The 25,947-nt window shown below is 76.6% G+C and carries 23 protein-coding genes and 2 tRNA genes; 9 read left to right on the forward strand and 16 right to left on the reverse strand.

The genetic code is table 11. The annotated features are described in order from the left end of the window. Positions 1-59: 59 nt before the first annotated feature. The 3 genes from BKA21_RS03655 to leuC all read right to left on the reverse strand — a co-directional run bounded on the left by BKA21_RS03655 (position 60) and on the right by leuC (position 3,114). Positions 60-812: an HU family DNA-binding protein gene (locus BKA21_RS03655; protein WP_140458590.1), complete on the reverse strand. Its 753-nt coding sequence runs from the start codon at positions 810-812 to the stop codon at positions 60-62. A 108-nt stretch (positions 813-920) separates the two neighbouring features. Then, positions 921-1,589 (reverse strand): 3-isopropylmalate dehydratase small subunit, encoded by a 669-nt coding sequence (leuD, locus tag BKA21_RS03660; RefSeq protein WP_140458589.1) that lies wholly within the window; start codon positions 1,587-1,589, stop codon positions 921-923. A 46-nt stretch (positions 1,590-1,635) separates the two neighbouring features. After that, the gene (leuC, locus tag BKA21_RS03665; RefSeq protein ID WP_140458588.1) at positions 1,636-3,114 is read right to left on the reverse strand and encodes a 3-isopropylmalate dehydratase large subunit; all 1,479 of its coding nucleotides are present in this window, start codon (positions 3,112-3,114) and stop codon (positions 1,636-1,638) included. 108 nt (positions 3,115-3,222) lie between these two features. On the opposite strand from leuC, the gene BKA21_RS03670 reads away from it, so the two are divergent. Further along, entirely contained in the window at positions 3,223-3,942 is a 720-nt protein-coding gene (locus BKA21_RS03670; RefSeq protein ID WP_140458587.1) for an IclR family transcriptional regulator, read from the forward strand. A 219-nt stretch (positions 3,943-4,161) separates the two neighbouring features. On the opposite strand, the gene BKA21_RS03675 is transcribed toward BKA21_RS03670, so the two are convergent. The 5 genes from BKA21_RS03675 to BKA21_RS03695 form a co-directional block, all read right to left on the reverse strand. Beyond that, positions 4,162-4,234, reverse strand: a tRNA-Glu gene (locus BKA21_RS03675). A gap of 125 nt (positions 4,235-4,359) precedes the next feature. Continuing rightward, positions 4,360-4,431, reverse strand: a tRNA-Gln gene (locus BKA21_RS03680). Positions 4,432-4,646: 215 nt separating this feature from the next. Beyond that, the gene (locus BKA21_RS03685; RefSeq protein WP_140458586.1) at positions 4,647-5,105 is read right to left on the reverse strand and encodes a DUF6912 family protein; all 459 of its coding nucleotides are present in this window, start codon (positions 5,103-5,105) and stop codon (positions 4,647-4,649) included. Positions 5,106-5,143: 38 nt separating this feature from the next. After that, positions 5,144-6,409 (reverse strand): CpaE/TadZ family protein, encoded by a 1,266-nt coding sequence (locus tag BKA21_RS03690; protein ID WP_170208976.1) that lies wholly within the window; start codon positions 6,407-6,409, stop codon positions 5,144-5,146. A 1-nt stretch (position 6,410) separates the two neighbouring features. Further along, complete coding sequence (locus BKA21_RS03695) at positions 6,411-7,073, reverse strand: hypothetical protein (protein ID WP_140458585.1); 663 nt, start codon at positions 7,071-7,073, stop codon at positions 6,411-6,413. A 162-nt stretch (positions 7,074-7,235) separates the two neighbouring features. On the opposite strand from BKA21_RS03695, the gene BKA21_RS03700 reads away from it, so the two are divergent. Beyond that, positions 7,236-7,454, forward strand: coding sequence for a helix-turn-helix domain-containing protein (locus tag BKA21_RS03700; protein WP_140458584.1), 219 nt, complete (start codon positions 7,236-7,238; stop codon positions 7,452-7,454). Positions 7,455-7,547: 93 nt separating this feature from the next. Here BKA21_RS03700 and BKA21_RS03705 read toward each other — a convergent pair whose 3' ends face one another. Next, positions 7,548-8,075: a hypothetical protein gene (locus BKA21_RS03705; RefSeq protein ID WP_239073008.1), complete on the reverse strand. Its 528-nt coding sequence runs from the start codon at positions 8,073-8,075 to the stop codon at positions 7,548-7,550. A gap of 137 nt (positions 8,076-8,212) precedes the next feature. Here BKA21_RS03705 and BKA21_RS03710 point away from each other — a divergent pair, with 137 nt between their 5' ends. Next, entirely contained in the window at positions 8,213-9,211 is a 999-nt protein-coding gene (locus BKA21_RS03710; protein WP_140458582.1) for a LysM peptidoglycan-binding domain-containing protein, read from the forward strand. Beyond that, positions 9,208-9,882, forward strand: coding sequence for an Rv3235 family protein (locus BKA21_RS03715; RefSeq protein WP_140458581.1), 675 nt, complete (start codon positions 9,208-9,210; stop codon positions 9,880-9,882). Before BKA21_RS03710 ends, BKA21_RS03715 begins: the two co-directional genes overlap by 4 nt. Before the next feature lie 79 nt (positions 9,883-9,961). Here BKA21_RS03715 and secA read toward each other — a convergent pair whose 3' ends face one another. From secA to mtrA, 7 genes are all read right to left on the reverse strand, one after another. Then, positions 9,962-12,787 (reverse strand): preprotein translocase subunit SecA, encoded by a 2,826-nt coding sequence (gene secA / locus BKA21_RS03720; protein ID WP_140458580.1) that lies wholly within the window; start codon positions 12,785-12,787, stop codon positions 9,962-9,964. A 127-nt stretch (positions 12,788-12,914) separates the two neighbouring features. After that, positions 12,915-14,192: a winged helix-turn-helix domain-containing protein gene (locus BKA21_RS03725; protein ID WP_179625308.1), complete on the reverse strand. Its 1,278-nt coding sequence runs from the start codon at positions 14,190-14,192 to the stop codon at positions 12,915-12,917. A gap of 135 nt (positions 14,193-14,327) precedes the next feature. Further along, entirely contained in the window at positions 14,328-14,957 is a 630-nt protein-coding gene (gene hpf / locus BKA21_RS03730) for a ribosome hibernation-promoting factor, HPF/YfiA family (protein WP_140458579.1), read from the reverse strand. A gap of 147 nt (positions 14,958-15,104) precedes the next feature. Beyond that, on the reverse strand, positions 15,105-15,947 hold the full coding sequence (locus BKA21_RS03735; RefSeq protein ID WP_179625309.1) for a ComF family protein: 843 nt from the start codon (positions 15,945-15,947) through the stop codon (positions 15,105-15,107). 123 nt (positions 15,948-16,070) lie between these two features. After that, a complete protein-coding gene (locus BKA21_RS03740; protein WP_140458578.1) occupies positions 16,071-17,741 on the reverse strand; it encodes an LpqB family beta-propeller domain-containing protein in 1,671 nt (556 codons plus the stop codon). Then, positions 17,738-19,519, reverse strand: coding sequence for an MtrAB system histidine kinase MtrB (gene mtrB / locus BKA21_RS03745; protein ID WP_239073009.1), 1,782 nt, complete (start codon positions 19,517-19,519; stop codon positions 17,738-17,740). The genes BKA21_RS03740 and mtrB overlap by 4 nt, the downstream gene beginning before the upstream one ends. Further along, entirely contained in the window at positions 19,516-20,199 is a 684-nt protein-coding gene (gene mtrA, locus BKA21_RS03750) for an MtrAB system response regulator MtrA (RefSeq protein ID WP_140458577.1), read from the reverse strand. The genes mtrB and mtrA overlap by 4 nt, the downstream gene beginning before the upstream one ends. A gap of 243 nt (positions 20,200-20,442) precedes the next feature. Here mtrA and BKA21_RS03755 point away from each other — a divergent pair, with 243 nt between their 5' ends. Genes BKA21_RS03755 through BKA21_RS03775 form a run of 5 tightly spaced genes read left to right on the forward strand, consistent with a single transcriptional unit; the run spans position 20,443 to position 25,912 of the window. Then, complete coding sequence (locus BKA21_RS03755) at positions 20,443-21,687, forward strand: DUF7847 domain-containing protein (RefSeq protein WP_140458576.1); 1,245 nt, start codon at positions 20,443-20,445, stop codon at positions 21,685-21,687. Beyond that, the gene (locus tag BKA21_RS03760) at positions 21,684-22,319 is read left to right on the forward strand and encodes a DUF4129 domain-containing protein (RefSeq protein WP_140458575.1); all 636 of its coding nucleotides are present in this window, start codon (positions 21,684-21,686) and stop codon (positions 22,317-22,319) included. Before BKA21_RS03755 ends, BKA21_RS03760 begins: the two co-directional genes overlap by 4 nt. Further along, positions 22,316-23,578, forward strand: coding sequence for a DUF4350 domain-containing protein (locus tag BKA21_RS03765; protein WP_140458574.1), 1,263 nt, complete (start codon positions 22,316-22,318; stop codon positions 23,576-23,578). The genes BKA21_RS03760 and BKA21_RS03765 overlap by 4 nt, the downstream gene beginning before the upstream one ends. Next, on the forward strand, positions 23,575-24,597 hold the full coding sequence (locus BKA21_RS03770) for an AAA family ATPase (RefSeq protein WP_179625310.1): 1,023 nt from the start codon (positions 23,575-23,577) through the stop codon (positions 24,595-24,597). The genes BKA21_RS03765 and BKA21_RS03770 overlap by 4 nt, the downstream gene beginning before the upstream one ends. Positions 24,598-24,601: 4 nt before the next feature. Further along, entirely contained in the window at positions 24,602-25,912 is a 1,311-nt protein-coding gene (locus BKA21_RS03775; RefSeq protein WP_140458573.1) for a DUF58 domain-containing protein, read from the forward strand. Positions 25,913-25,947 lie beyond the last annotated feature (35 nt).

Raw genomic sequence — 25,947 nt, forward strand, 5'->3', positions numbered from 1 at the left:
GGCCGGCACCGGGGCCGACCGTCGTGCCCCGGCACGGTCGGCCGGGCGCGCGGGACCGGTCAGCGCGTCGTCGTCGACTTCTTCACCCGTGCGGCGGAGCGGACCGACGTGACTCCCTTCGCCGCCCTGCCCTTCCCAGGCTTGCCCTTGGCAGCCTTGCCCTTGGCCGCATCGGCCTTGACCACCTTGGCCTTGGCCGCGTCGGCCTTCGCCGACGTGCCCTTCGCCGGCGTGCCCTTCGCCGGCGCGCCCTTCGCCGGCTTGTCCTTCGCCGGCTTGTCCTTCACAGCGTCGGCCGTGACCACCGTGGCGTTCGCCGCGCCGCCCTTCCCCGACTTCCCCTTCGCCCTGCCCTTGGCCGCCTTGCCCTTGGCCGTCTTGCCCTTCACAGCCTCGCTCTTCACCGCCTTGCCCTCGAGAGCATCGCCCTGCACCGGTGTCGCCGCCGGCACCTCGACCTCGGACGGCGCCGGCACCGCCGCGACGGGCGGGACGGGGGATCCAGCGGCCGATGGCTCGCCCGCAGCGGCCTCGGACGACAGCGCGGCACGCAGCCCGGCTCCGGGGCGGAAGCGGGCGGCGGTGGACGCGGCGACGTCGAGGACGGCTCCCGTGCGGGGGTGTCGCGCCCGGCGGGCGGGGCGGGCCACCGGCTCGAAGGTGCCGAAGCCGGTCAGGGTGACGCGCTCACCGGCCGCGAGCGCGGCCGTCACCTCCGCGAGGAGTGCGTCGAGGGCGCGCGCCACGGGTTCGCGGGCGACCCCGTCGGTGCGGGCCACGACCCTGTCGACCAGATCTGCTCTGCCCACCACGGCGTGCCCCTCTCGTCCGCTGCTGAGGGCACGCTAGCGCTCCGTGGCCGCGAGCAGCCGCCCGCCGCGCCGCGCACGGACGCACGGGCGGCGGGCGGCCGGCGCGGCTCAGACGGTGCGCGTCGCGCCCAGCTCCACCTCGACCGCGGGCCGGGCGGACCGGATCTCGACGGGCGGCAGGTGCTTGGCCGGCAGCGTGCGCGGGCGCCAGGCCTCGCGGGTCGCCTCGAACGCGGTGATCTCGTCCGCGTGCTGGAGCGTCAGCCCGATGTCGTCCAGGCCCTCCATGAGGCGCCAGCGGGTGTAGTCGTCGACGCCGAAGGGGACGACGACGTCGTCGCACGTGATGGTGCGGGACCCGAGGTCCACGGTCACCTCGGTGCCGGGGCGGGTCTCGAGCACCTTCCAGAGCAGCTCGACGTCCTCCTGGGCGACCTGCGCGGCGAGCAGGCCCTGCTTGCCGGAGTTGCCGCGGAAGATGTCGGCGAAGCGCGAGGAGACCACGACGCGGAAGCCGTAGTCCTTGAGCGCCCACACCGCGTGCTCGCGCGAGGAGCCGGTGCCGAAGTCGGGGCCGGCGACCAGCACGGAGCCGGCGCGGTACGCGTCCTGGTTGAGCACGAACGTCGGGTCGCCGCGCCAGGCGGCGAACAGCGCGTCCTCGAAGCCCGTGCGGGTGACGCGCTTGAGGTACACGGCGGGGATGATCTGGTCGGTGTCGACGTTGCCGCGGCGCAGCGGCACGCCGACGCCGGTGTGGGTGGTGAACTTCTCCATGGCGGGGGCTCCTGGTCCGAGGGCGTGGGCGGGGCGGGGTCCAGGCTCAGACCTGGAGCGGGACGGCCGGGTCGAGGGGGGCCAGCGGCGAGCCGTCGAAGTCCGCGGGGTCGACCTCGCCGAGGTCCAGGTCGGCCAGCGACGAGAGCGTCCCGCGGATCGCCGTGGCGGCGGCCACGAGCGGCGAGACCAGGTGGGTGCGCCCACCCTTGCCCTGCCGGCCCTCGAAGTTGCGGTTCGACGTGGAGGCGGACCGCTCGCCGGGCGTCAGCTGGTCCGGGTTCATGCCCAGGCACATCGAGCAGCCGGCGTTGCGCCACTCGGCGCCGAACTCCTTGAAGATCACGTCGAGCCCCTCGGCCTCGGCCTGCAGGCGCACGCGCGCCGAGGCCGGGACGACGAGCACGCGGACGTCCTCGGCCTTGGTGCGCCCGCGCAGCACCTTGGCGACCGAGCGCAGGTCCTCGATGCGGCCGTTGGTGCACGAGCCGATGAACACGGTGTCGACGGCGAGCTCGCGCAGCGGCCTGCCCGGGGTCAGCCCCATGTACTCGATGGCGCGCTCCGCGGCGACGCGCTCGTTCTCGTCGGCGATCTCCTCCGGCACCGGCACCGAGGCCGACAGCGGCAGGCCCTGGCCCGGGTTGGTGCCCCACGTGACGAACGGCTCGAGGTCGGAGGCCCGCAGCGTGACCTCGGTGTCGAACTGCGCGTCGTCGTCGGTGCGCAGCGTGCGCCAGTACTCCACCGCGGCGTCCCAGTCGGCGCCCTCGGGCGCGTGCGGGCGGCCCTTGAGGTACGCGAACGTGGTCTCGTCCGGTGCGATCATGCCGGCGCGCGCCCCGGCCTCGATCGACATGTTGCAGATCGTCATGCGCGCCTCCATCGACAGCGCACGGATCGCCTCGCCGCGGTACTCGAGCACGTAGCCCTGGCCACCGCCGGTGCCGATCTTGGCGATGATCGCCAGGATGATGTCCTTCGACGTGGTGCCGTGGGGCAGCGCGCCCTCGACGTTGACGGCCATGGTGCGGAACGGCGCCAGCGGCAGCGTCTGGGTCGCCAGCACGTGCTCGACCTCGGACGTGCCGATCCCGAAGGCGAGGCCGCCGAACGCGCCGTGCGTCGAGGTGTGCGAGTCGCCGCACACGACCGTCAGGCCGGGCATCGTCAGCCCGAGCTGGGGGCCGACCTGGTGCACGATCCCCTGGTCGGCGTCCCCCAGGGAGTGCAGCCGGACACCGAACTCGGCGGCGTTGTTGCGCAGCGTGTCGATCTGCGTGCGGCTCGTGAGGTCCGCGATCGGGCGGTCGATGTCGAGCGTGGGCGTGTTGTGGTCCTCGGTGGCGATGGTCAGGTCGGGCCGCCGCACGGGCCGTCCCGCGAGCCGCAGCCCCTCGAACGCCTGCGGGCTCGTGACCTCGTGGACGAGGTGGAGGTCGATGTACAGCAGGTCCGGCGCCCCGTCCGTGCCACGGCGCACGACGTGCGCGTCCCAGACCTTCTCCGCCAGCGTGCGGCCCATGTCGTCCGTCCTCTCCTCCGGGTGGGGGCGCCCGGTTTCCACCTCGTCGACGGGCCGCGGTCGCGGTTCCGTCTTGCATCTCAGTGAGCGAGACGCCAATATCGACCTATGGACAACTCTAGCGGAGTCGGCGTGCTGGACAAGGCCGCCTCGGTGCTCAGTGCCCTGGAGGCGGGGCCGGCGACCCTCGCGCAGCTCGTCGCTGCCACCCATCTTGCCCGCCCCACCGCCCACCGCCTGGCGGTCGCGCTCGAGCACCACCGCCTCGTGGCCCGGGACCTGCAGGGCCGGTTCGTCCTCGGCCCGCGCCTGTCGGAGCTCTCGACGGCCGCCGGCGAGGACCGCCTGCTGGCCGCCGCCGGCCCGGTGCTCGCGCTGCTGCGCGACCACACGGGCGAGAGCGCGCAGCTCTACCGGCGCCAGGGCGACCAGCGCATCTGCGTCGCCGCGGCCGAGCGGCCGATCGGCCTGCGGGACTCCATCCCGGTCGGGGCCACGCTGACCATGCAGGCGGGGTCCGCCGCCCAGGTGCTGCTCGCGTGGGAGGAGCCGGACCGCCTCCACCGTGGCCTGCAGGGCTCGAAGTTCACCGCGACGATCCTGTCGGGCGTGCGCCGTCGGGGCTGGGCGCAGTCCGTCTCCGAGCGCGAGGTCGGCGTCGCGTCGGTCTCCGCACCGGTGCGCGGCCCGTCGGGGCGCGTCGTGGCCGCCGTGTCCGTCTCCGGCCCGCTCGAGCGCCTCTCGCGCCAGCCCGGGCGCCTGCACGCCTCCGCCGTGGTCTCGGCCGCGAACCGGCTCACGGAGGTGCTGCGCCGCACGTCCGAGTGAGCGCTGCGAGCAGTCCGCCGAGGGGCGCCCACCGCGCGGTGGGCGCCCTTCGCGCACCCGGGGGCACGGAGCCCGACGCGCTTGCGCGCCCCGGCTCGGCGAAGCCGCGGGAGCACGCGACGACGCGCCGCAGGGAGCGGGCACGCACGAGGCGGGGACCACGCAGAAGAAGCCGGACATGCAGAAGGCCCGGTCACCTTGCGGTGACCGGGCCTGTCGTACCCCCGACCGGATTCGAACCGGCGCTACCGCCGTGAGAGGGCGGCGTGCTAGGCCGCTACACAACGGGGGCCTGCCAGCCACGACCCGGAGGCCGTGTGCCGAGTGACTACTCTACCCGACGCTCGTCCGACTCCCGACCACCCACCCGGAGGTGCATGTCGGACCGTGACGCTGCGCCGACCGAAGCGGTCAGCGCTGGGGTACCAGGACTCGAACCTAGACTAACTGAACCAGAATCAGTCGTGCTGCCAATTACACCATACCCCAAGGTGTGTGACCCATGGCTGCCTCGTCTCGCGTCTCCGCGAGCGAGCCACCCGGGCGCCTCACCGGCCGTGAACATTACCCGAGCCCGGGCCCCGCGGTCCAACTGGGTCCCGCGCCCCCGCGCCGAGCACCCGCCCGCGCGCCGCCGAGCGCCGGTCCCCCCGCACCACGGCGCGGGCCCGGGGCGCCCGACCGGCAGGCAGGAGTGATCGACGTCACGGCACCGGGATCTCGGCGAGCTCGGCCAGGTCGTACCAGAGCAGGTCGTGCTCGTCGAGACGGCCGATCGCCGCCTCGTCACCCTCCGCCGCCGCGGCGACGTCCGCAGCGGCCCCCACGTCGTCGACGTGGACCGCCGCCATCGCCCGCAGGTCGACGTCGCACGTGACCGTGACCGCGGACGGCACCGACGGCTCCGCCGGCGTCTGGACGCAGGACTCGGGGACGTCCGCGGCGACCACCAGGCGCAGCCGCGGCGCGCCCGGGCGCCCGGCCAGCAGGACGAGGCTGTCGTCCGCCGCGCTCGCCTGCGCGGCGTACTCCCAGCCCTCCTCGTCCTCGTCGGGCCACAGCGCCCGCAGCGGGGCCGTCACCGCGTGGGCCGCACGCGGCCCCGCGAGCCGAGGAGGGGTGGTCTGCAGCTCGTCGAGCGTGGTGGACAGGTAGACGCGCACCGGGCCAGTCTGCCCTGCGGGGCGCGCGACCCGTGCGCTCAGCGCGACCGGGCCTCCCCCGCCGCCCCGGCAGCCTCGGCCTGCGGTGCCAGCGCGGCCACCACCTCGGCGGCGAGCCGCGCGAGCACCCGCCGCGCGGGCGAGCCGGGTGCGACCTCGCGCAACGCCCTCCCCTCGAGCAGCGCGGCGTCCGCGGCGGGCCGGTCGTCCGGCACCAGCGTGACCTCCTCCACGCCCGCGTACCGGGCGAGGGCCTCGACCACCGCCTCCCCCGGCCGGGCACCGGCCACGGTCGGGCGGACCCGGTTGACGACGACGCGTCGTCGCACCGCCAGGCCCCGGTCGTCGAGCTCGGAGAGCCCGCGCACGAGGCGCTGGACCCCGACCGGGTCCGCCGACCCGACCACGACGACGAGATCGGCGTGCTCCAGCGTGGTGAGCGTGGCGGCGTTGCGCTGCGGGGCCCGCGTGTCGTACGTGAGCATCTCGTCCTGCTCCAGGCAGAAGCCCGTGTCGGCGACGACCACCTGCGCGAGCCGCCGCGCCTGCGCGAGCACCACCTCGAGCGACGAGGCGGGCAGCTCCGGCCAGCGGTCCGGCCGGGACACGCCGGACAGCAGCCGCAGGTCCGGCATCACGACCGGCGAGAGCCTCGCCAGCGCCCGCAGGTCGAGCGTGCCCTGACCGGCGGCACGGGCGGCCGCGGCAAGCCCGGGCGCCTCGTCCAGCACCCCGAGCACCTGGGCCACGGCGCCGCCGTAGGTGTCCGCGTCCACGAGCAGCGTGCTGCACGCCAGACCCGCGAGCTCGGCGGCGAGGTTCACCGCGACCCAGGTGCGGCCGGGCGCGCCGGTCGGGCCCCACACCGCCACCGTCGAGCCGGGCGCGGCGGTCGTCACGGGCAGCGGGTCGGCCGCCGGCGGCGGCGCCGACGGCGGCCCGTCACCGAGGCCGGCGAGGGCCTCGCGCACGACCGCGCCGGCGTCGTCGGCCCGGTCGACGTCGACCACGAGGTCGGCACCGTGCGCCGTCAGGCGCTCCGCCAGCCACGGGCGGGTCGGGTCGCCGAGGCCGACGACCCGCACGCCGCACCGGTGCAGCACGTCCACCGCCTGGCGGTCCAGGAGGTCCAGGTCGGCCGAGACGACCGCGAGCGCACCGAGGCCGGCCTCGGCGGCCGCCAGCAGCTCGCCGACGTCCGCGCAGCGACGCGTGACGGCCAGGCGCCCGCCGCTGGCGGCGACGGCCTCGACGACCGCCGCCTCGGTCTCGCCCTGCACGGCGCACAGCACTCCGACGGCCACGTCAGCCCCCCGTCCCGGGCACGGGCACCACGTCGACGGTGCCGTCGCCGCCGAGGGCCGCGAGGACGGCCGGCAGGTCGTCGACCGGCACCAGCACGTGGACCGTCCGTGTGCCGCCGGCGGCGAAGGCCCCGTCGGCCGAGCTGATCTCGGCGACCGTCAGCGCCGCGGCGAGCTGCTCCGGCGCGGGCGGGGCGTCGGTGGCGGCCAGGTCGGCGGCCGGGGTCCACCACAGGTCGACGGCAGCACCCTGGACCATGCCCCGCGGCGGGGCACCCTCGAGCGGCACGGCGACGGCGCGCACGTCGAGGTCGGCGGCCGCGCCGAGCGCGGCGACCGGCACGAGCTCGCCGGCACCCACGACACGCAGCACCACGGCGTCGGCCGGCAGCGGCTCGTCGGCGAGGAGGTAGCCGTCCGCGGCACCGGCCAGCCGGACCTCGGCCACGGCGAGCTCGGCGGGCGTGACCGCGTCGCCCGGCGTCAGGGTCTGCGCGGCGACGTACACCGCGACGGTCCGCTGGGCCGCCGTGACGACCCAGCTGCCCAGGGCCACGGAGACGGCGATGAGCACCAGGCCCGTCAGCAGCCGCGGGTCGCGCCAGCCGGGGCGGCGCAGACGGGTCGCGGCGGGTGCCGGCAGGTCGAGGACGGTGCTGTCCACTGTTCAGGTCTCCTCGCAGGGTGCGGGTCGGGCCTGGAGATCCTCGCGCACGGGGGCGCCGGGCGCGATCACCCGGACCGGGGGTTGTGGACGACGCCCGGTCCGTGCGCCGCGGCCTGTGGACGACCGGCCCGGACGCGCGCCACGTGCCAGACTTCGGCCATGGCCACGAGGTTCCTGACGCTCGCCGACGTGTCCGAGATCCTCAACGTCTCGGGGGCGCAGGCGTACTCGCTCGTCCGGTCGGGCGACCTGCCCGCGATCCAGATCGGCGGGCGGCTGCAGTGGCGCGTGGAGGCGACCGAGCTGGAGCGGTACATCGAGCGCATGTACGCCGAGACGCGCGCACGGACGGTCGCGCAGGACGCCGAGCAGCACTGAGACGGTCCGCCCGGCGGCCCAGGACGGCACAGGGGACAGCACAGGGCGACGACCTCCGGGGACGGCACCCGCCGCACGCCCGCGCAGGGGCGGTCAGCGGGAGACGACCGCCCGCAGCGCGGCGAGCGGGACGGCGACCCAGCGGCCCGCCGGCGCCACGGTCGTGAGGTCCACGTGGTCGGCCCCGACGCGCTCGAGGCGTCCGACGACCTCCCCGGCGCCGGTGCGGACGGCGACCGTGACCCGGTCGCGCGCGAGCGCCCGGAGGGCGTGACCGAGGCCGAGGCGACGCTCGGCGGCACCCGCCGGCGGGGCGACCTGGACCGGTAGCCCCGTGACCGTGCGGACGGCGTCCAGCGGGACGAGCGCGCGCCGGGCGCCGCCCACGTCCAGCAGCACCCACGTCGGCGTGGCGTCGAGGAGCGCGCCCTCGAGCCGGTCGGGCTCGCCGTCCCCGACGTCGAGCTGGACGCGCACGCCCACCGCTGCGCGCAGACGGTCGGCGAGGTGCACGCCGGCGCGCTCGGCGCGGGTGAGCTCGGCCACCTGCCAGCGCTGCTCGGCCTGGGCGCCCGCCGCCAGCTGCGCCTCGAGGTCGGCGAACAGCAGCTCCCAGCGCACGGACCGACGGTAGCGGGTCACCCGTGCGGGGGAAGCATGCGCGCAGAACCGGACATCTGTGGACATCTCGCCCGTCCTCGGCCACTCTGGGCCATGCTTACGACACCAAACTGCATCAAACGACATCATCGGGGACCATGCACCAGCAGAACGATTCACCTCCGGCGCACCGCGCGCTGCTCGTCCTGGCGCCCGGCCTGCTGGCCCTCGGGGCGGCGGCCGCGCTCGTGCTGCGGGCCACCGCCGTCGCCGGGACGACCGTGGTCTGGCGCGTCGACGACGTCGTCGCCGTCTCGGTCGTCGTGCTCGGCGCGCTGGCGGCGCTCTGGGTCGGCCTCAGCGCGGCCGTGGCCTCCCTCTGCGTCCTCGCCCGCGCCGCGGGACGCACGTGGCGCGCCGGTGAGCACGCGGTCGAGCGCTTCGGCCCGGGGATCGTGCGACGCGCCCTGACGGTCCTCGTCGCCGCGGGGGTCGGGCTCGGTGCCGCGACGGGCGCGCAGGCCTCGGCAGAGCCGGCCCCGCCCGCGGTCGTCACCGACCTCGGGTGGGCACCCACGACGCAGAGCCCGGAGCCGACGGGCGGCGACACCCCGGCCGAGGACGCGGCCCTGGCCACCACAGGCGCGCCGGCCGACGAGGCACCGGCGTCCCCGCCCGAGACCGACCCGGCGGCGCAGACCGCGGGCACCGGCGGCACGGGCGCCGGCACGACCGCACCGGCGCAGCAGGCACCGCCGACGCGCGACGCGACGCCGCCCGCCCGGGCCGTCGGGCACGGCCCGGGGCCCTCCGCCCCGTCGTCGCCCGCCCCGTCCGCCACGACGAGCGCCACCGACGCGGCAGGCGCCACGGCCGCCACCGCGGCAGGCGCGACCACCAGCACGGTCACCGCCACCGTGGCACCCGCCGAGCCGTCGGGCGCCTCGCCGGGCGGCACCGTGATCGTGCGCCCGGGCGACACGCTCTGGTCGCTGACGGCCCGGCACCTGGGCGACGAGCCCACCGACGCCGAGATCGCCGCCGCGTGGCCCCGGTGGTACGCGGCCAACGCCGCCTCGATCGGCCCCGACCCCGACCTCCTCCACCCCGGACAGGTGCTCGTCGTGCCTGCCACGACCGACGGGAGCACCCGATGACCCTCCTCGCCGCCGACGACGTCGTCCCCACCGGGCTCGAGGACGCCTTCGGGTCGCTCGCGCACGCCGGCGCGTCGCGACACCCGCGCTCCGCAGGAGACCGCAGCAGCGTCCTGCGCCCCGTCCCCTCAGCAGGTCAGGGCACCGCCCGGACCGCACCGCGCGACGTCTCCCCCGCACGGCGTGCACGGGTGCGGCTGGTGCCCGACCTCGCACCGGCGGCCGTGCCGGTGGCGGCCCCACCGGTCGTACCGACCACGCTGGGCCGCCGCGTGCAGGTGCTGCGCGCCGCGGACCGCACCGTCGTCGTCGATGCCGCCGACGAGGAGCGCGGGCCCGTCCCGACGGCGGACCCCGCGCTGCTGACCCGGCGGGTCGGGCTCGCATGCGTCGAGGTCGCCCTCGGCCGGCGACCCGTCGCCCAGCTGGCACGGTGGCTGGCACCGGGCGTGCTCGAGCAGGTGCGGGTCAGAGCAGCCCTCGCCGCCCGGGCCGGCGCACGGCCCCCGGCGCACGCACCGCGAGCCCGGCGGGTGCGGGCCTGCGCCGTGGACGAGCACACCGTGGAGGCGTGCCTCGTCGTCGACGACGGCACCCGGGTCCGGGCGGTCGCGCTCCGCCTGGAGTCGCACCGCGGGTCCTGGCAGGTCACGACCCTCGAGATCGGCTGACGCGTCGACAGGACGGGACGCACGCGCGAGGGCCGGGACCTGCACGGTCCCGGCCCTCGCGCTCGTGCGACCTCAAGGGTCAGCGACGCCGCTTGGCCGCCTTGCGACGGTCGGCGCGGTTGACCGAGCCGGCGTCGCCCGCGCCCTGGCCGGCGGACGGCGCACCGGCGTCACCACGCGTGACCACCGCGCCGTCGCCGTCCACCGAGGGTGCCGTGTACTGCAGGGGGGTGCGGCGGGCGGGCCCGTCGAGGCCCTTGGCGACGAGGCGTCCCGCCGTCGGGGCGTCGGCACCGGCCGGCGCCGGGGTGCCGCCGAGGGCCGCACCCGGGCCGAGCGCCGCCTGCGCCGCCGAGGACGCGTCGACCGCGACGTCCTGACCGGGCGCCGCCGCGCCGTCGGCCGGCTGGACCTGCACCTCGAGCTGGAACAGGTACGCGACCGACTCCTCCTTGATCGCCTCCGTCATGGCGTTGAACAGCTGGAAGCCCTCGCGCTGGTACTCCACGAGCGGGTCGCGCTGGGCCATCGCGCGCAGCCCGATGCCCTCCTTGAGGTAGTCCATCTCGTAGAGGTGCTCGCGCCACTTGCGGTCCAGGACCGACAGGACGACGCGCCGCTCCAGCTGGCGCATGTTCTCCTCGCCCAGCTGCTTCTCGCGCTCGGCGTAGGCGTGCTCGGCGTCCGAGAGGACCTCGCGGGTGATCATCTCGGCGGTCAGGCGGGTCGGGCCGCCCGCCTCCTCGACCACGTCCTCAGCCGTGATCGTCACCGGGTAGACGCCTCGCAGGGCCGTCCACAGCGCCTCAAGGTCCCAGTCCTCGGGGCGCCCCTCGGCGGTCGCGGCCGCCACGTACTCGCGCAGCACGTCGTCGCGGAAGTGACCGAGCTGGGCCTGCAGGTCCTCGCCCTCGAGGACCCGGCGGCGCTGCTCGTAGATGACCTCGCGCTGACGGGACATGACGTCGTCGTACTTGAGGACGTTCTTGCGGATCTCGAAGTTGCGGGCCTCGACCTGCGCCTGCGCGGACTGGATGCCGCGCGTGACGATCTTCGACTCCAGCGGCATGTCCTCGGGGAACCCGGCCCGCGACATCATGGACTCCGCGAGCCCGGAGTTGAACAGTCGCATGAGGTCGTCCTGCATCGACAGGTAGAACCGGGACTCTCCCGGGTCGCCCTGCCGGCCCGACCGTCCGCGCAGCTGGTTGTCGATGCGCCGCGACTCGTGGCGCTCGGTGCCCAGCACGTACAGGCCGCCGAGCTCGACGACCTCGTCGTGCTCGGTCGCCACGGCGGCCTTGGCGCGCTCCAGGGCTGCCGGCCACGCGGCCTCGTACTCCTCCGGGCTCTCCTTGGGGTCGAGCCCGGCCGCCGCCAGGTCGGCCACCGCCATGAACTCGGCGTTGCCGCCGAGCATGATGTCGGTGCCGCGGCCGGCCATGTTCGTCGCGACCGTGACGGCGCCCTTGCGGCCCGCCTGCGCGACGATCGAGGCCTCGCGCGCGTGCTGCTTGGCGTTGAGGACCTCGTGCGGCACGCCCTGCTTCTTCAGCTTGGACGAGAGCAGCTCGCTCTTCTCGACGCTCGTGGTGCCCACGAGGACGGGCTGGCCGTGGGCGTGGCGCTCGACGATGTCGGCGACGACCGCGTCGAACTTGCCCTCCTCGCTCTTGTAGACCAGGTCGCGCTGGTCGATGCGCTGCATCCCGCGGTTCGTCGGGATAGGCACCACGCCGAGCTTGTACGTGCCCTGGAACTCGGCCGCCTCGGTCTCGGCGGTGCCGGTCATCCCCGCGAGCTTGTCGTAGAGCCGGAAGTAGTTCTGGAGCGTGATCGTGGCGAGCGTCTGGTTCTCGGCCTTGATCGCCACGCCCTCCTTGGCCTCGATGGCCTGGTGCATGCCCTCGTTGTAGCGGCGGCCCGGCAGGATGCGCCCGGTGTGCTCGTCGACGATGAGGACCTCGCCGTTCATGACGACGTAGTCCTTGTCGCGCTTGAACAGCTCCTTCGCCTTGATCGCGTTGTTGAGGAACCCGATCAGCGGGGTGTTCAGCGACTCGTACAGGTTGTCGATGCCGAGGTAGTCCTCGACGCGCTCGATGCCGGGCTCGAGGACGCCGACCGTGCGCTTCTTCTCGTCGACCTCGTAGTCGCGCTCGGCCTGCAGGCGCCGCACGACCTTCGCGAACTCGCCGTACCAGCGGTTCGCGTCGCCCGAGGCCGGGCCCGAGATGATCAGCGGCGTGCGCGCCTCGTCGATGAGGATGGAGTCGACCTCGTCGACGATCGCGAAGTGGTGGCCGCGCTGGACGAGCTCGTCAACGCTCCACGCCATGTTGTCGCGCAGGTAGTCGAAGCCGAACTCGTTGTTGGTGCCGTAGGTGATGTCCGCCGCGTACTGCTCGCGCCGCTGGGCGGGCGTCATCTGCGCCATGATCGTGCCGGTCGTCAGGCCGAGGAACCGGTAGACGCGACCCATGAGGTCGGCCTGGTAGCCGGCGAGGTAGTCGTTGACCGTGATGACGTGGACACCCTTGCCCGTCAGGGCGTTGAGGTACGCGGGGGCCGTCGCGACGAGGGTCTTGCCCTCACCGGTCTTCATCTCCGCGATGTTGCCCAGGTGCAGCGCCGCACCGCCCATCAGCTGGACGTCGAAGTGCCGCTGGCCGAGGGTGCGCCGCGCCGCCTCTCGGACGGTGGCGAACGCCTCGGGCAGGAGGTCGTCGAGCGACTCGCCGTCGGCGAGCCGGGCCTTGAAGCGGTCGGTCTCCTCGCGCAGCTCGGCGTCCGTGAGGTCGAGGAACCCGTCCTCGAGCGCGTTGACCTGCGCAGCGATCCCGGACAGCCTCTTGAGCACCCGCCCCTCGCCCAGCCGGAGCATCTTCTCGAGGATCGCCGTCACGCATCTCTCCCGACGTGTTCGCGCCCCGCACGACGTCGGGGCGGCCCGTGGTCGCCCGGTCACGTGACCGGGCCCGACCATCGTAGGCGAGCGCCCCGCGCGATGGGTGACGCGGCCCGCGGCCCCGTCAGGCGCGCAGGGCCGCGGCGACGGCGGGGACCAGCCCGCCGCGGGCGTCCGGAGCGGGCTCGACCCGGTCGAGCGCCAGCCAGCCCGCCAGCACGGCCAGCTCGGCGACGAGCTCGTGGGCCAGCTCGCCGTCGGCCGGCGCCCCCGCCTCGACCGCACCGGCGGGCCCCGGGGCGCGGTGCGCCGCCAGGACCCGCAGCACCCCGGCACGACGGTCGGCCTTGAGGTCGACGAGCGCGGCGAGCCGGTCGCCGAGCAGGAGGGGCAGGACGTAGTAGCCCCACGTGCGCCGGGCCGCCGGGGTGTAGATCTCGATGCGGTACCGCAGGCCGAAGACCTGCTCGGTCCTCGTGCGCTCCCACACCAGCGGGTCGAACGGGCTGAGCAGGGTGCGGGCGTCGACCCGCCGCGGGACGGTCGCGTCGACGTGCCGGTACGCGTCGCCCCAGCCCTCGACGTGCACGGGCACCAGCACACCCTCCTCGACGAGGTCGTCGACGGCCGCCGCGGCGGGGGCCTGGCGCATGCGCCAGTAGTCGGCGAGGCAGCGCAGCGTGCCCACGCCGTGCGCGCGGGCCGCGACGGCGAGCAGCGCCCGCCGCGCGTCGGCCTCCGCGGGCTCGGGCGCCGCCGCGAGCGCCGGGCCCAGCACCCGGTCGGTGCGGTCGTACCGGCGCTCGAACGCCGCGTTGCGGCCCGCGGACGTCAGCTCGCCCGTGCCGAACAGGTGCTCGAGGGCGTGCTTGGCCACCGACCACGTCCAGCCCCAGGTCGGGTCGGGGCGCGGGTGCTCGCCGGCGAGCAGCGCCTGCGCCTCGCGCGCGGTGACCGGTCCGTGCGCGTCGACGAGCGCGCGGACCTCGGCGAGCAGCGGCGAGGACCCGGCGGGCACGCCGTCGGGCGCGAGCGGGTGGCGCTCCGCGTAGGCGCGGTGGCGGAACCCCAGCAGCCGGTGCGTGGCGGGCGGCACGAACGTGGCCTCGTGGCTCCACGCCTCCACCAGGGTCCGCGGTGCGCGCGACGTCGCCCGGTCCAGCGCACCCACGTCCCACGGCCCCGACCGGGAGTACACCGGCATGAGGTGCGCCCGGGCGAGGACGTTGACGGAGTCGATCTGCAGGACGCCGAGCCGGTCGACCGTGCGGCGCAGCGCTGCCGCACCGGTCCGTGCCGTGGTCGCGGCGTCGGGACGGCGCCGGTCCAGCCCGGCCGAGCGCAGGGCGAGCCGGCGTGCCTGGGCGAGCGTCAGGTGGTCGCGGGACGGGTGACGGGGCACCCGGGCATCGTGCCGGTCACCACCGACACCGGCGCCCCGACCCCGCGCCGCGGGCGCGGCCCGGTGCGCCGGGGCCGGACGACGACGGGCCCGGGCGTCGCGCCCGGACCCGTCGTCGCACGTGCGTCGGACCGGTCAGCCGACGGGCGCCTCTGCCCGCACGACCGGCTGGTCGAGCTTGATGACGCCGTAGCTCCAGCCCCGCCGGCGGTACGCGACCGCGGGCTGGGCCGTCTCGGCGTCGACGAACAGGAAGAAGTCGTGGCCGACGAGCTCCATCTCGTAGAGGGCGTCGTCGACGGTCATCGGCTGCGCGTGGTGCAGCTTCTCGCGGATGACGACGGGCGAGTCCCCGAGCGTCGTCTCGTGCACGTCGCCGTCCTGGGGCTCCGGCGCCGGCTCCGGCGCGGGCACCTGCTCGGGCGGCCGCACGTCCACCGGGGGGACCGGGGTGTGGTTGCGGTGGTCCTTGCGCCGGTCGCGGTGCCGACGCAGCCGCTCCAGCAGTCGTCCGAGCGCGAGGTCGAGGGCCGCGTAGGCGTCGTCCGCGCAGGCCTCGGCCCGGATCACGGGGCCCTTGTCGAGGACGGTGATCTCCACCTTCTCGCTGCTGCCGGACTGCCGGGGGTTGGCCTCGTGCGAGACGAGGACGTCGACGCGCTGCGCGCGGGGGGCCAGCTGCTCGATCTTGGCGAGCTTCGTCTCCAGGTGCGCGCGGTACCGCGCGGTGACCTCGGTGTGCCGGCCTGCAACCACGATCTCCATGTGTGCCTCCTCAGGAGGTGAGGGGCGGGGACGACCCCGCCCGGACGAGGGACGTCTGCTGCCCCGAACGGGGAGCAGGGGTGGCATCACCTCCTCGGGGCGCCGCGCGCCGCCAGGGGCGGTGCGTCGTCGTTCCAGGGCTCCACGCTAACCCGGTCCGGCCGCCCCGCGCACGCGGCGCGGCGGGTGGACCTGCACGGATCCGCGCGCCGCCGGCACCGGGCCGACCTCGGCGTCCCCCGGACGGCCCTGCGCGGGAGCGGACGGCGGACGGGGCGGCGGCGTGGCCGCGAGCACCACCGCCCCGAGGACGGGCACGCCGCCGAGCGCGCGCACGCACGCCGCGAGGGTCGCCCCGGTGGTCAGCACGTCGTCGACGAGGAGCACGGCGTCACCCGCCGCGACGCCGCGCCGGGTGCGCACGCGGCCCGCGAGCGCCTCCTGGCGGGCCCGGGCGCCGAGCCCGGCCAGGTCGGGCCCGCCGGCCCTGCGCAGCAGCGCCTCCACGCGCGCCGGCACCCCGCCGTCGCGCAGCCCCGCCGCGACACCCGCGGCGAGAGCGACGACCGGCTCGCGGCCGCGGCGGCGACGCGCGGACGCCGTGGACGGCGCGGGCACGACGGCGACGGGCCCGCCGGTGCGCGCGAGCAGGTCGGGGGCGAGGGCCGCGGCCGCGTCCGCCAGGTGTCCCGCGAGCACGCGGTCCAGGTCGGCACGGCCGCCGTCCTTCCAGGCCCCGACCGCCGCGCGCACCGGTCCCGCGTAGGCGGTCAGCGCGCCGACGGGCAGCAGCACCCGGCCGTCGGCGAGGTCGAGGCGGGCCGCCCCGCGCTCGCTGCGCACGAGCGGCCCGGCGAGCGCGCCGTCGCACGCGTCGCACCAGGGCACGTCCTCGAGCCCGCACCCCGCGCACGCGACGGGCAGCACGAGCCGGGCCAGCCGCCGCAGGACCGCGGGCCCGGCCCCGCCCCCTGCCCGGTCCGTCCGCACCGCGCGAGGCTGCCGCGGCGCGGGGTGCGCCGGACGGCCGGCCGTGGGCGTCCGGGGGGTACGCACCGTGCACCGGGGCTGTGGTCGGGTCGGCGGCACCTGGCCCGTCCGGCACGGACGGCGTCAGCCCGGGTAGGCGGCCGCGGTGACCGGCCCGACGCCCGGCACGCGCACCCACGTCCGGCCGTCGTAGCGCAGCAGGTCGCCGTCCGCGGTGAGCACCAGCAGCGACCGCTCGCCCCGGCCCGCGGCCAGCGCGACCGCGTCCGCGACGACCGGCAGCGGGGTGCTCGGGCCGCCGACCGTCACCAGGGACGGCGCACCCACGTCGCCCTGCGTCAGGACCGCCAGCGTGACGTCGTCCACCCAGACCACGGGGCCCGACGGGTCGAGCGGGGCACCCGCACGCACCGGCGGGCCGAGGCGCACGGGCGCGCCGGTCTCGTCGCGGACCACCCCGGCCACGTCCAGCGTGGTGCCGTCCGCGCCGGCGGACACCACGGCCACCCGGGTGCCGTCGCGGGACACGCGCAGCCCGCGCACGGCCCGGTCCGCGAGCCAGTCCGCGTCGACCTCGACCTCCTCGCCGGAGGGTGCCAGGGCCAGCAGGGGACGGCCGGCGACCCCGGACGCGGACCACACGTACCCCTCGGGGTCGACCGAGGGCGGCACGAGCGCCGTCCGGCTCAGCAGCGGGACGACGCCGTCGGCGCCGATCTGCACGAGCTCGCCGGGCGGCCTGACGGCCACCCGGGTCGCGCCGTCCTCGCTGCGGGCGAGCCCGGTGACGGGTCCGGGCTCGACGCCCTCGACGGGCGTCGCGGTGCCGCCCGCGAGCCGCAGCAGCGCGCCGTCGGCCACGACCTCGGCGTCGCCGCCCTCCCACACCTCGAGCGTCGATGCCCCCTCGAGCAGCACGCCGCCGGCACTGACCTCGACGCTCGTCACGCCGAGCGGGCGCAACGACGCCTCGACCTGGGCGAGCAGGAGGCCACGGTCGGCCTCCTGGACGGCCTGGGCCGGCTGCAGCGAGAGCTCGGCGACACCGTCCTCGACGGTCACCGCCTCGGGCCGCAGCTCGGCACCGGCGGGGATCTCGCTGATCACGGCGTCGCGCAGCCAGGGCGACGGTCCGGCGAGCAGCGCCCGCACCACGGCGGTGGCGAGCGCGAGGTCCCGGTCCGGGAACCACCGCAGCTCGGGCACCAGGTGCCGGTGGTCGGGCGTGAGGAAGTACACGGACGTGGCCCGGAACTGCCGCTCGAGGTCACGGGCGGTCACGACGAGCCCGTCGGGGGCCCGGGCGATCCGCCAGCTGCCGTCGCCGTCCTGCTGGAGCTCGAACACGAGGGACTCGCGCGCGCCCTCGGGGGCCTGGGCGTACCGTCCCTCGGCGTCGAGCGTGCCCAGCACGGTCGCCTCGGCCGTGATGCGCGCGTCGCCGGTCTGCTCGTAGGTGACGTCCTCCGCGACGACGGCGCCGGCCAGCGGGTCCCACTCCGAGCGGGCCTGCGGCACGAGGTACTCGCGCGTGACGGCGAAGTCGGCCGTGACCTCGGCGGCACCGGCCAGCAGGAAACCCTCGACGATCTCCTCGGGTGCCGCGTCGGCCTGCGGACCCTGCGCGAGGACCACGACGCGGTCCCGCTCGCCGACCTCCACGTCGCCCTCGACGACGGCCCCCGAGGTCGGGATCGCGGCGCACCCGGCGAGCGCGACGGCCAGCAGCCCGACGAGCGCACGCGCACCGGTGCGCCGACGGCGACGGGTCGGGGTCGTCCGGGCGGCGCTCATCGCTCCGCCTGGGCGCGCGGGGCGTGGGCCGGGCCGCCGGTCCCGCCCGGGCCGCCGCCGACGACGGTGATCTCGCCGGTCATGGGAGGCAGCTCGGGCAGCGCCGCCGGGTCGTGCACGGGGCGCACGGGCTCGGCCGGGGACACGGGGCGCTCGTCGGGCTCCAGGGGCAGCGGGGAGCCGGTGAGCTCGATGCCCGCCCGGCGCGGCAGGGTCAGCCGGAAGCTCGCCCCGCGCCCCGGGCGGCCCCAGGCCTGCAGCCAGCCGCCGTGCAGGTGGGCGTCCTCCAGGGAGATCGCCAGGCCGAGGCCGGTGCCGCCGGTCGTGCGGGCGCGGGCGGGGTCGGCGCGCCAGAAGCGGTCGAACACGTGGGCGGCCTCCTGGGCGGTCATCCCGACGCCGTGGTCGCGGACGGTGACGGCGACGGCGTGCTGGTCGGCGCCGACGGTGACCTCGACGGCCGACCCGTCGGCGTGCTCGACGGCGTTGACGAGCAGGTTGCGCAGCACGCGCTCGACGCGGCGCGGGTCGATGTCGGCGGTCGCGGGGGTGGCGGGCAGGTCCACGTGCACCCACGAGCCGCGTCGCTGGGCCAGGGGCGCGGCGTTGTCGACGGCACGGAGCACGACGTCGCGCACGTCGCGCCCCTCGGCGTCGAGCACGGCGGCACCGGCGTCGAACCGGCTGATCTCCAGCAGGTCGGCCAGGAGGTCCTCGAACCGGTCCAGCTGGGTCTGCAGCAGCTCGGCGGACCGCTTGACCGCGGGCTCGAAGTCCTCGCGGGAGGCGTGGATCACCTCTCCCGCCATCCGGATCGTCGTCAGGGGCGTGCGCAGCTCGTGGGAGACGTCGGAGACGAACCGGCGCTGGAGCGTGGAGAGCTCCTCCATGCGGCGGATCTGGTCCTGCAGACTCTCGGCCATCTCGTTGAACGAGCGGGCGAGGGTCGCCATCTCGTCCTCGCCGCGCACGGGCATGCGCTCGGAGAGGTGGCCGTCGGCGAGGCGCTCGGCGACCTGGGCGGCGCGGCGGACGGGGTGCACGGTCCGCCGGGTGACCGACCACGTCGTCGCACCGAGCAGCACCACGAGGGCCGCACCCGCCAGGGCGAGGGTTCGCAGGAGGAAGTCGAGGCGGTCCTGCTCGGCCTGGAGGCTGTAGAGGAAGAAGATCTGGTACGTCCCCACGACGGGCACCGTGACGTCCTGGCCGACGACCACGGCCGGGGACACCCGCCCGTCGTCCTGGACGACGCCCACGGACTGCCAGTGCTGGCCGCCGCCGGCCGTGGCCTCCTTGAGCTCGCGGCTGACGAGGTCGACCAGTGCGCGGTCGGACGCCGTGGCGATGGCGCCGACGGTGGACGTCTGCCCCGGGGCGCGCAGCATGAACACGTCCCGCTCGCCCGAGCCGCTCGCGTAGACCTGGTCGGTGACGTCCTGCAGGAGGGTCTGCACCTGCCGGCCGGTCGTGGCAGTGGCGGCGTCGAGCAGCCCCTGCGCCTGCTGCGTGCTGCGCGCGCTCTCGACGAGCACCTGGTCGCGCCGGGCGTCGAACAGCCCGTCGCGCACCCGGTCGCCCACGTAGAGCCCGAGCAGCGCGAGCGCGACGAGGCCGATGACCAGCGTCGAGGTGAGGACCCGCACCTGCAGCGACGAGCGCCAGTGGCGGGACGCCGAGCGGGCCCGACGCGTGGCACGGACCCGCAGCAGACGCCAGCGCAGGGCGAGCGCACGCACGGCGTCGGTGCGGGCGCGGCTGCCGGCCGTGCGGGTCACGGCCCCGCGACGCCTGCCTTGTAGCCCACGCCGCGCACGGTCACGACGATCTCGGGGCGCTCGGGGTCGTTCTCGATCTTCGAGCGCAGGCGCTGCACGTGGACGTTCACCAGACGCGTGTCCGCGGCGTGGCGGTACCCCCACACCTTCTCCAGCAGGACCTCGCGGGTGAACACCTGCCACGGCTTGCGCGCGAGCGCGACGAGCAGGTCGAACTCCAGCGGCGTCAGCGAGATCGGCCGGCCCGACCGCTCGACGCGGTGGCCGGGCACGTCGATCGACAGGTCGCCGATGGCCAGGTGCTCCGGCGACGGCTCGTCGGTGCGGCGCAGCCGGGCACGCACGCGGGCGACGAGCTCCTTGGGCTTGAAGGGCTTGGAGATGTAGTCGTCGGCGCCGGACTCCAGGCCCAGGACGACGTCGACGGTGTCCGACTTGGCGGTGAGCATGACGATCGGCACCCCGGACTCCGCACGGATCTGCCGGCAGACCTCGTTGCCGTCCCGGCCGGGCAGCATCAGGTCGAGCAGCACCAGGTCGGGCGCCGAGGCCCGGAACGCCCCGAGCGCCTCGTCGCCGTCCTCGCAGAACACCGGGTCGAAGCCCTCCGACCGCAGCACGATGCCGATCATCTCGGCCAGTGCCGTGTCGTCGTCGACCACCAGGACGCGTCCCTTCATGGCCGCATCCTCTCACCGCCCACGGCGGGCGCCGCCGCGCGAGCGGGTGAGACCGCCGGGCGTGTCGCGGCGGGCGGGCCGCGGCGGGCGCGCGCGTGGCACGATGAGGGCCCCGGGGCCGCACGCCCCGGACCTGCGCGCCGGACCTGCGCGCCGGCCGGCCGGCCCGCTGACCGGTGCGGCCCGGCGCGAGCCGGCCAGCGGGGCACGGGCCCACGAGCACCGCCGAGGAGCAGCACGCCGATGACCGCCCCGCACGACGACCTGCGCCCGCCGACGGGGTCGGCGCCGGGGTCGCCCGACCCGGCGGCCACGCCGGCCGCACCTGCCCCGGCGGCGTGGTCCGCACCGGGCGGGACGCCGCCCCCGCCCCCGCCGGCCGCGTCCGGCGGGTGGGGCGAGCCCGCGGCTCCCGGTGCGTGGGGGACGCCGGCCGCGGGCCCGCAGCCCGGCGTGCCGCAGCCCGCAGCGGGCTGGCAGGCCCCCGCCGGATGGGGCGGCGCGCACGACGCGCCGCAGCCCGCCTACGGCCCCGCCGGCGGCGGGTGGGTGCCCGCCCCCGTGCAGCCCGGCATCGTCCCGCTGCGCCCGCTGGGCCTCGGCGAGGTCCTCGACGGGTCGGTCCGTGCCATCCGCGCCAACCCCACCGTCATGTTCGGGCTCACCGCCCTGGTCGTCACGGTCACCGTCGTCCTGCAGACGCTCGTGCAGCTGTACCTGAGCCGGGTCCTCGCCGCGAGCCTGTCGGACGCGATGCTCAGCAGCGGGCTGGCCGCCGACGGCGGTGCAGAGATGACGGACATCCTCGCGCTCTCGGGCGCCCAGACGGTGACGGCGCCGCTGCTGGTGCCGGCCGTCACCATGCTCACGGGTCTGCTCATCGTGTCGGTCAGCCGCTCCGTGATCGGCCGCACCGTCAGCATCCGCGAGGTCCTGCGCTCGCCGCGCGTGTGGTGGGTCTTCGGGTTCTCCGTGCTGGTCGGCCTCGCCCAGCTCGTCGTGCTGGCCGCCCTCGTCGGCGTCGTCGTCCTCGCGTTCGTGCAGGGGCAGGAGGCGCTGGCCTGGGTCGTCCTGGTCGTCGGGCTCCTCGCGGTGCTCGTCGCCGGCGTGTGGGTGATGGTCCGCACGCTGCTCGTGCCCGCCGCCCTCATGCTCGAGGGCAAGCCGTTCTGGGCCACCGTCGCCCGGGCCTGGCGCCTGACGCGCGGCAGCTTCTGGCGCCTGCTCGGCATCTACCTGCTCTCGTCCGTCCTCGTCTCGGTCCTCGCGCAGCTGTTCGTCGTGCCCGCGAGCCTCATCGGGTCCGTCGTCGTCGGCGCCACGGGCTCGTACGACCTCACGCTCGTCGTCAGCGCGATCGGCAACGTCGTGGGCCTGACCGTCTCGACGTCGTTCCTCGCGGCCGTCGTGGCGCTGCTCTACGTCGACGTGCGGATGCGGTCCGAGGGGCTCGACGTCGAGCTGGCCCGCGCGGCCACCACCGCGTGAGGGCCCTCGTGCTGCACGTGCCCGTGGAGCCCGACGCGCCGACCGCGCGCCGCTGGGCGCTCGAGGAGCTCGCCGACCCCGTGTACCGCGCGCAGGAGTCCCTGCTGGACCGGGTGCTGGCCTGGCTCAGCGAGATGCTGCAGTCGCTGCAGGGCCCCGCGCTGCCGTCGGGGACGGCCGCGCTGGTCGTGGTCGGCGTCGTGGTCGTGGTCGTGGCCGTCGCCCTGTGGGTCGCCGGTCCCGTCCGGGTCGGCCGGGCCCGCGCCGCGCGGGCCGGCGCCGTGCTCACCGGCGACGACCGGCGCACGTCGGCCCAGCTGCGCACCGCCGCCGACGAGGCGGCCGCCCGGGGCGACCACGCGCTCGCCGTGACCGAGCGGTACCGCGCGGTCGTGCGCGGGCTCGAGGAGCGCGCCGTGCTCGACGAGCGACCCGGCCGCACCGCCCACGAGGCGGCCCAGGACGCCGGGCGGGAGCTGCCCGACGTGGCAGAGCCGATGCGCGACGGCGGTGACGTGTTCGACGCCGTCGTCTACGGCGGGCGCCGCGCCGACGCGCAGGACGACGCCCGGCTGCGCGCCCTCGACGACGCCGTCCGCGCCGCACGACGCCGACCGGTGCCGGTCGCATGAGCGCACCCGTCGGCACCACCGGGCCCGGGCCCGCCCCGGCCGCCGCCCCGCCCTCGCGCACCGGGCCCTCGACCACCCCGGCCGGGCCCGACCCGACCGTCGTCGGCGACGGCACGACGGCCCGCAGCCGCGCGCGCAGCCGGTGGCGGCGCGCCCGCGGCTGGGTGCTCGTCCTCGCGTTCGCGCTCCCCGCGATCGGCATCCTCGCCCTGCCCGCCCCGCCGGCCTCGACGACCCCCGGCGCGCCCGACAACCCCGGCGCGGCCGGGTCCCGGGCCCTCGCGCAGGTCCTGCAGCGGCAGGGCGTGGAGGTCACGTACGTGCGCACGTCCGCCGCGGCCCTGGCCGCCGCGGAGGACGGCGGCACCGTCCTCGTCGTCGGCGACACGTGGCTGATGCCCGAGCAGGCGGAGGCGCTCGTCGCGCTCGACAACGACCTCGTCCTCGTCAACGCGGCGTGGACGCTGTCGTACGTCTCCCCGACGGCCGGCACGTCCGGGTCGGGCGCCGCGACGTCGACGCGCGAGGCCGGCTGCGACGACCCCGACGCCGTGGCGGCCGGAACCATCACCGCCGGCGGTGGTCTGCGGGCCGGCGACGGCGACGGGACCGTGTGCTTCCCGACGCCCGACGACCCCGGGGCCGGCGCCTACCTGGCGCTCGAGCAGGACGGGCGACGGGTGTCCGCGCTGAGCGACCTGACACCCCTGACCAACGCCGCGCTCGCCGAGGAGGGCAACGCGGCGCTCGCGCTGCGGCTGCTCGGCCGGCACGACACCCTCGTGTGGTACCTGCCCGGCCTGGACGACGCCGGTGGCGTCGTCGCCGAGGACACCACGTCGCTGACCGACCTGGTGCCGTGGGTGCGCGCCGTCGTGCTCTGGCTGCTCCTCGTGCTCGCCGTCACGGTCGTCCAGCGCGCCCGACGGTTCGGCCCCGTGGTCGCCGAGACGCTGCCCGTGGTCGTGCGCTCCGCCGAGGCCACCCGCGGCCGCGGCCGCCTGTACCGGCGGGCCCGGGCCCACGGCCACGCCGGGGCGGCGCTGCGCGCCGGGACGGCCGCACGGCTCGCCCAGCGGCTCGGGCTGCCCCGCTCGGCCTCCGGGCCCGCGCTCGTCGACGCCGTGCACCGCGCGTCCGGCCGGCCGGCCCGCGACGTCGACGCCCTCCTGTACGGACCACCCCCGACCGACGACGCCGCCCTGCAGCGGCTCGCCGCCGACCTTGACCAGCTCGAGAGCGAGGTTCACCGACCGTGACCGACGAGACGACGCCCCCCGCCGCCCCGACCTGGGGCGCGACGACCCCCGCGCCGGCGCCCGCACCGCCGGCGGACCTGCGCACGGCGCTGGCCGAGGTCCGCACCGAGGTCGCCAAGGCCGTCGTGGGGCAGGACGCCGCCGTCACCGGCCTGATCATCGCGCTGCTGTGCCGCGGCCACGTGCTGCTCGAGGGGGTGCCCGGCGTGGCCAAGACCCTCCTGGTGCGCTCGCTGTCGGGCGCGCTGCAGCTGGGGACCAAGCGCGTGCAGTTCACGCCCGACCTCATGCCCGGCGACGTGACCGGCTCGCTCGTGTACGACGCGCGGTCCGCGCAGTTCTCGTTCCGCGAGGGGCCCGTCTTCACCAACCTGCTGCTGGCCGACGAGATCAACCGCACGCCCCCCAAGACGCAGGCGTCGCTCCTGGAGGCGATGGAGGAGCGGCAGGTCACGGTCGACGGCGAGGCCCGGCTGCTGCCCGACCCGTTCATGGTCGTCGCGACGCAGAACCCCGTGGAGTACGAGGGCACGTACCCGCTGCCCGAGGCCCAGCTCGACCGGTTCCTGCTCAAGCTCACCCTGCCCCTGCCCGAGCGGGCCGACGAGGTCGAGGTCCTCACCCGGCACGCCGCCGGCTTCGACCCGCGCGACCTCGTCGCGGCCGGGCTGCGCGCGGTCGCCGGCGCGGACGCGCTCGCGGCCGCCCGTGCGCAGGTCGCGCAGGTGCAGGTCTCCCCCGAGGTGCTCGGCTACGTCGTCGACGTGTGCCGGGCCACCCGGACGTCGCCGTCCTTGAGCCTGGGCGTCTCGCCCCGTGGTGCGACGGCGCTCCTGGCGACGTCGCGGGCCTGGGCGTGGCTGTCGGGCCGGGCGTACGTGACGCCCGACGACGTGAAGGCGCTGGCGCACCCGACGCTGCGGCACCGCGTGCAGCTGCGGCCCGAGGCCGAGATCGAGGGCGTCACCGCCGAGACCGTGCTCGACACCGTGCTGGCCGCCGTGCCGGTCCCCCGCTGAGCCCGTGGCGCTGACCCGGCGGGCCGTCCTGCTCGCGCTGCTCGGGCTCGTCCCGGTGGTGCTGCTGCCCGTGCCCGCGACCGTGCTGCTGTGGGCGGTGGTCGTCGTCGTGCTGTGCGGCGTGGACGTGGCGCTGTCCGCGTCGCCGCGGCGCGTGGCGATCACCCGGTCCGTGCCCGCGCAGGTGCGGCTGACCGAGCCCGCGACGTCCGAGCTGACGCTGCGCAACGTGGGCACGCGGCGCCTGCACGCGCAGGTGCGCGACGCGTGGCCGCCGTCGGCGCTGCCCGACGCGGCGTCCCCCACGGGCGTGCGGACGCCGCGGCACCGTGTGCACCTGCCGGCGGGCGAGGCCGCGCGCGTGCGCACCGACCTGCTGCCCACGCGCCGCGGCGACCTGCAGGCGGACCGGGTGACGGTGCGGACCGTCGGTCCGCTGGGGCTGGCCGGGCGGCAGGCGTCGCTGCCCGTGCCGGGACGGCTGCGGGTGCTGCCGGAGTTCGCGTCCCGCCGCCACCTGCCGTCGCGCCTGGCGCGGCTGCGGGAGATGGACGGCCGGGCGGCGGTCCTCGTGCGGGGCCAGGGCACCGAGTTCGACTCGTTGCGCGAGTACGTCGTCGGCGACGACGTCCGCTCGATCGACTGGCGGGCCACCGCCCGGCGCGGCGACGTCGTGGTCCGCACGTGGCGGCCCGAGCGGGACCGGCGGGTGCTGATCGTGCTCGACACGTCGCGCACGTCGGCGGCACGCGTGCTGGACGCCCCGCGCCTGGAGGCGTCGGTCGAGGCCGCGCTGCTGCTGTCCGCGCTGGCGGGGCACGCGGGCGACCGCGTCGAGATGGTCGCCTATGACCGTCGCGTGCGGGCGCGGGTCACGGACACCACGCGCGTGCTGCCCGCGATGGCCCAGGCGCTGGCCGGCGTGCAGCCCGCGCTCGTCGAGACGGACTGGCCGGGGGTCGTGGGCCAGGTCCGGTCGCGCCTGAGCCGGCGCGCGCTCGTGGTGCTGCTCACCTCGCTCGACCCGTCGGCCGTCGAGCAGGGCCTGCTCGGGGTGGTCGGCCAGCTCACGCGACGGCACCAGGTCGTGCTCGCGTCGGTGGCAGACCCCGAGCTGGAGGCGCTGCGCACGGCACGCGGCTCGGCCGACGCGGTGTTCGACGCGGCCGCGGCGGAGCGCGCCGCCATCGAGCGGGTCGCGGTGACGACGCGGCTGCGGCAGCGGGGTGTCGAGGTCGTCGAGGCGCTGCCGGAGGACCTGGCGCCGCGGCTCGCCGACACGTACCTCGCGCTCAAGGCGGCGGGGCGCCTGTAGGACGGTCCGGCGGTCGGTCGGCCCCGTCCGCCCGG

It is taken from the genome of Cellulomonas oligotrophica (assembly GCF_013409875.1).
GTDB classification, from domain to species: Bacteria; Actinomycetota; Actinomycetes; order Actinomycetales; family Cellulomonadaceae; genus Cellulomonas; species Cellulomonas oligotrophica.

Bases quoted from the DNA above. Each gene is read 5' to 3' on its own strand.
- BKA21_RS03765 (WP_140458574.1), top strand. From the start codon at position 22,316: ATGAGCGCACCCGTCGGCACCACCGGGCCCGGGCCCGCCCCGGCCGCC.
- BKA21_RS03670 (WP_140458587.1), top strand. From the start codon at position 3,223: ATGGACAACTCTAGCGGAGTCGGCGTGCTGGACAAGGCCGCCTCGGTG.
- BKA21_RS03755 (WP_140458576.1), top strand. From the start codon at position 20,443: ATGACCGCCCCGCACGACGACCTGCGCCCGCCGACGGGGTCGGCGCCG.
- mtrA (WP_140458577.1), bottom strand. From the start codon at position 20,199: ATGAAGGGACGCGTCCTGGTGGTCGACGACGACACGGCACTGGCCGAG.
- BKA21_RS03700 (WP_140458584.1), top strand. From the start codon at position 7,236: ATGGCCACGAGGTTCCTGACGCTCGCCGACGTGTCCGAGATCCTCAAC.
- BKA21_RS03740 (WP_140458578.1), bottom strand. From the start codon at position 17,741: ATGAGCGCCGCCCGGACGACCCCGACCCGTCGCCGTCGGCGCACCGGT.
- leuD (WP_140458589.1), bottom strand. From the start codon at position 1,589: ATGGAGAAGTTCACCACCCACACCGGCGTCGGCGTGCCGCTGCGCCGC.
- hpf (WP_140458579.1), bottom strand. From the start codon at position 14,957: ATGGAGATCGTGGTTGCAGGCCGGCACACCGAGGTCACCGCGCGGTAC.
- BKA21_RS03715 (WP_140458581.1), top strand. From the start codon at position 9,208: ATGACCCTCCTCGCCGCCGACGACGTCGTCCCCACCGGGCTCGAGGAC.
- BKA21_RS03710 (WP_140458582.1), top strand. From the start codon at position 8,213: ATGCACCAGCAGAACGATTCACCTCCGGCGCACCGCGCGCTGCTCGTC.
- leuC (WP_140458588.1), bottom strand. From the start codon at position 3,114: ATGGGCCGCACGCTGGCGGAGAAGGTCTGGGACGCGCACGTCGTGCGC.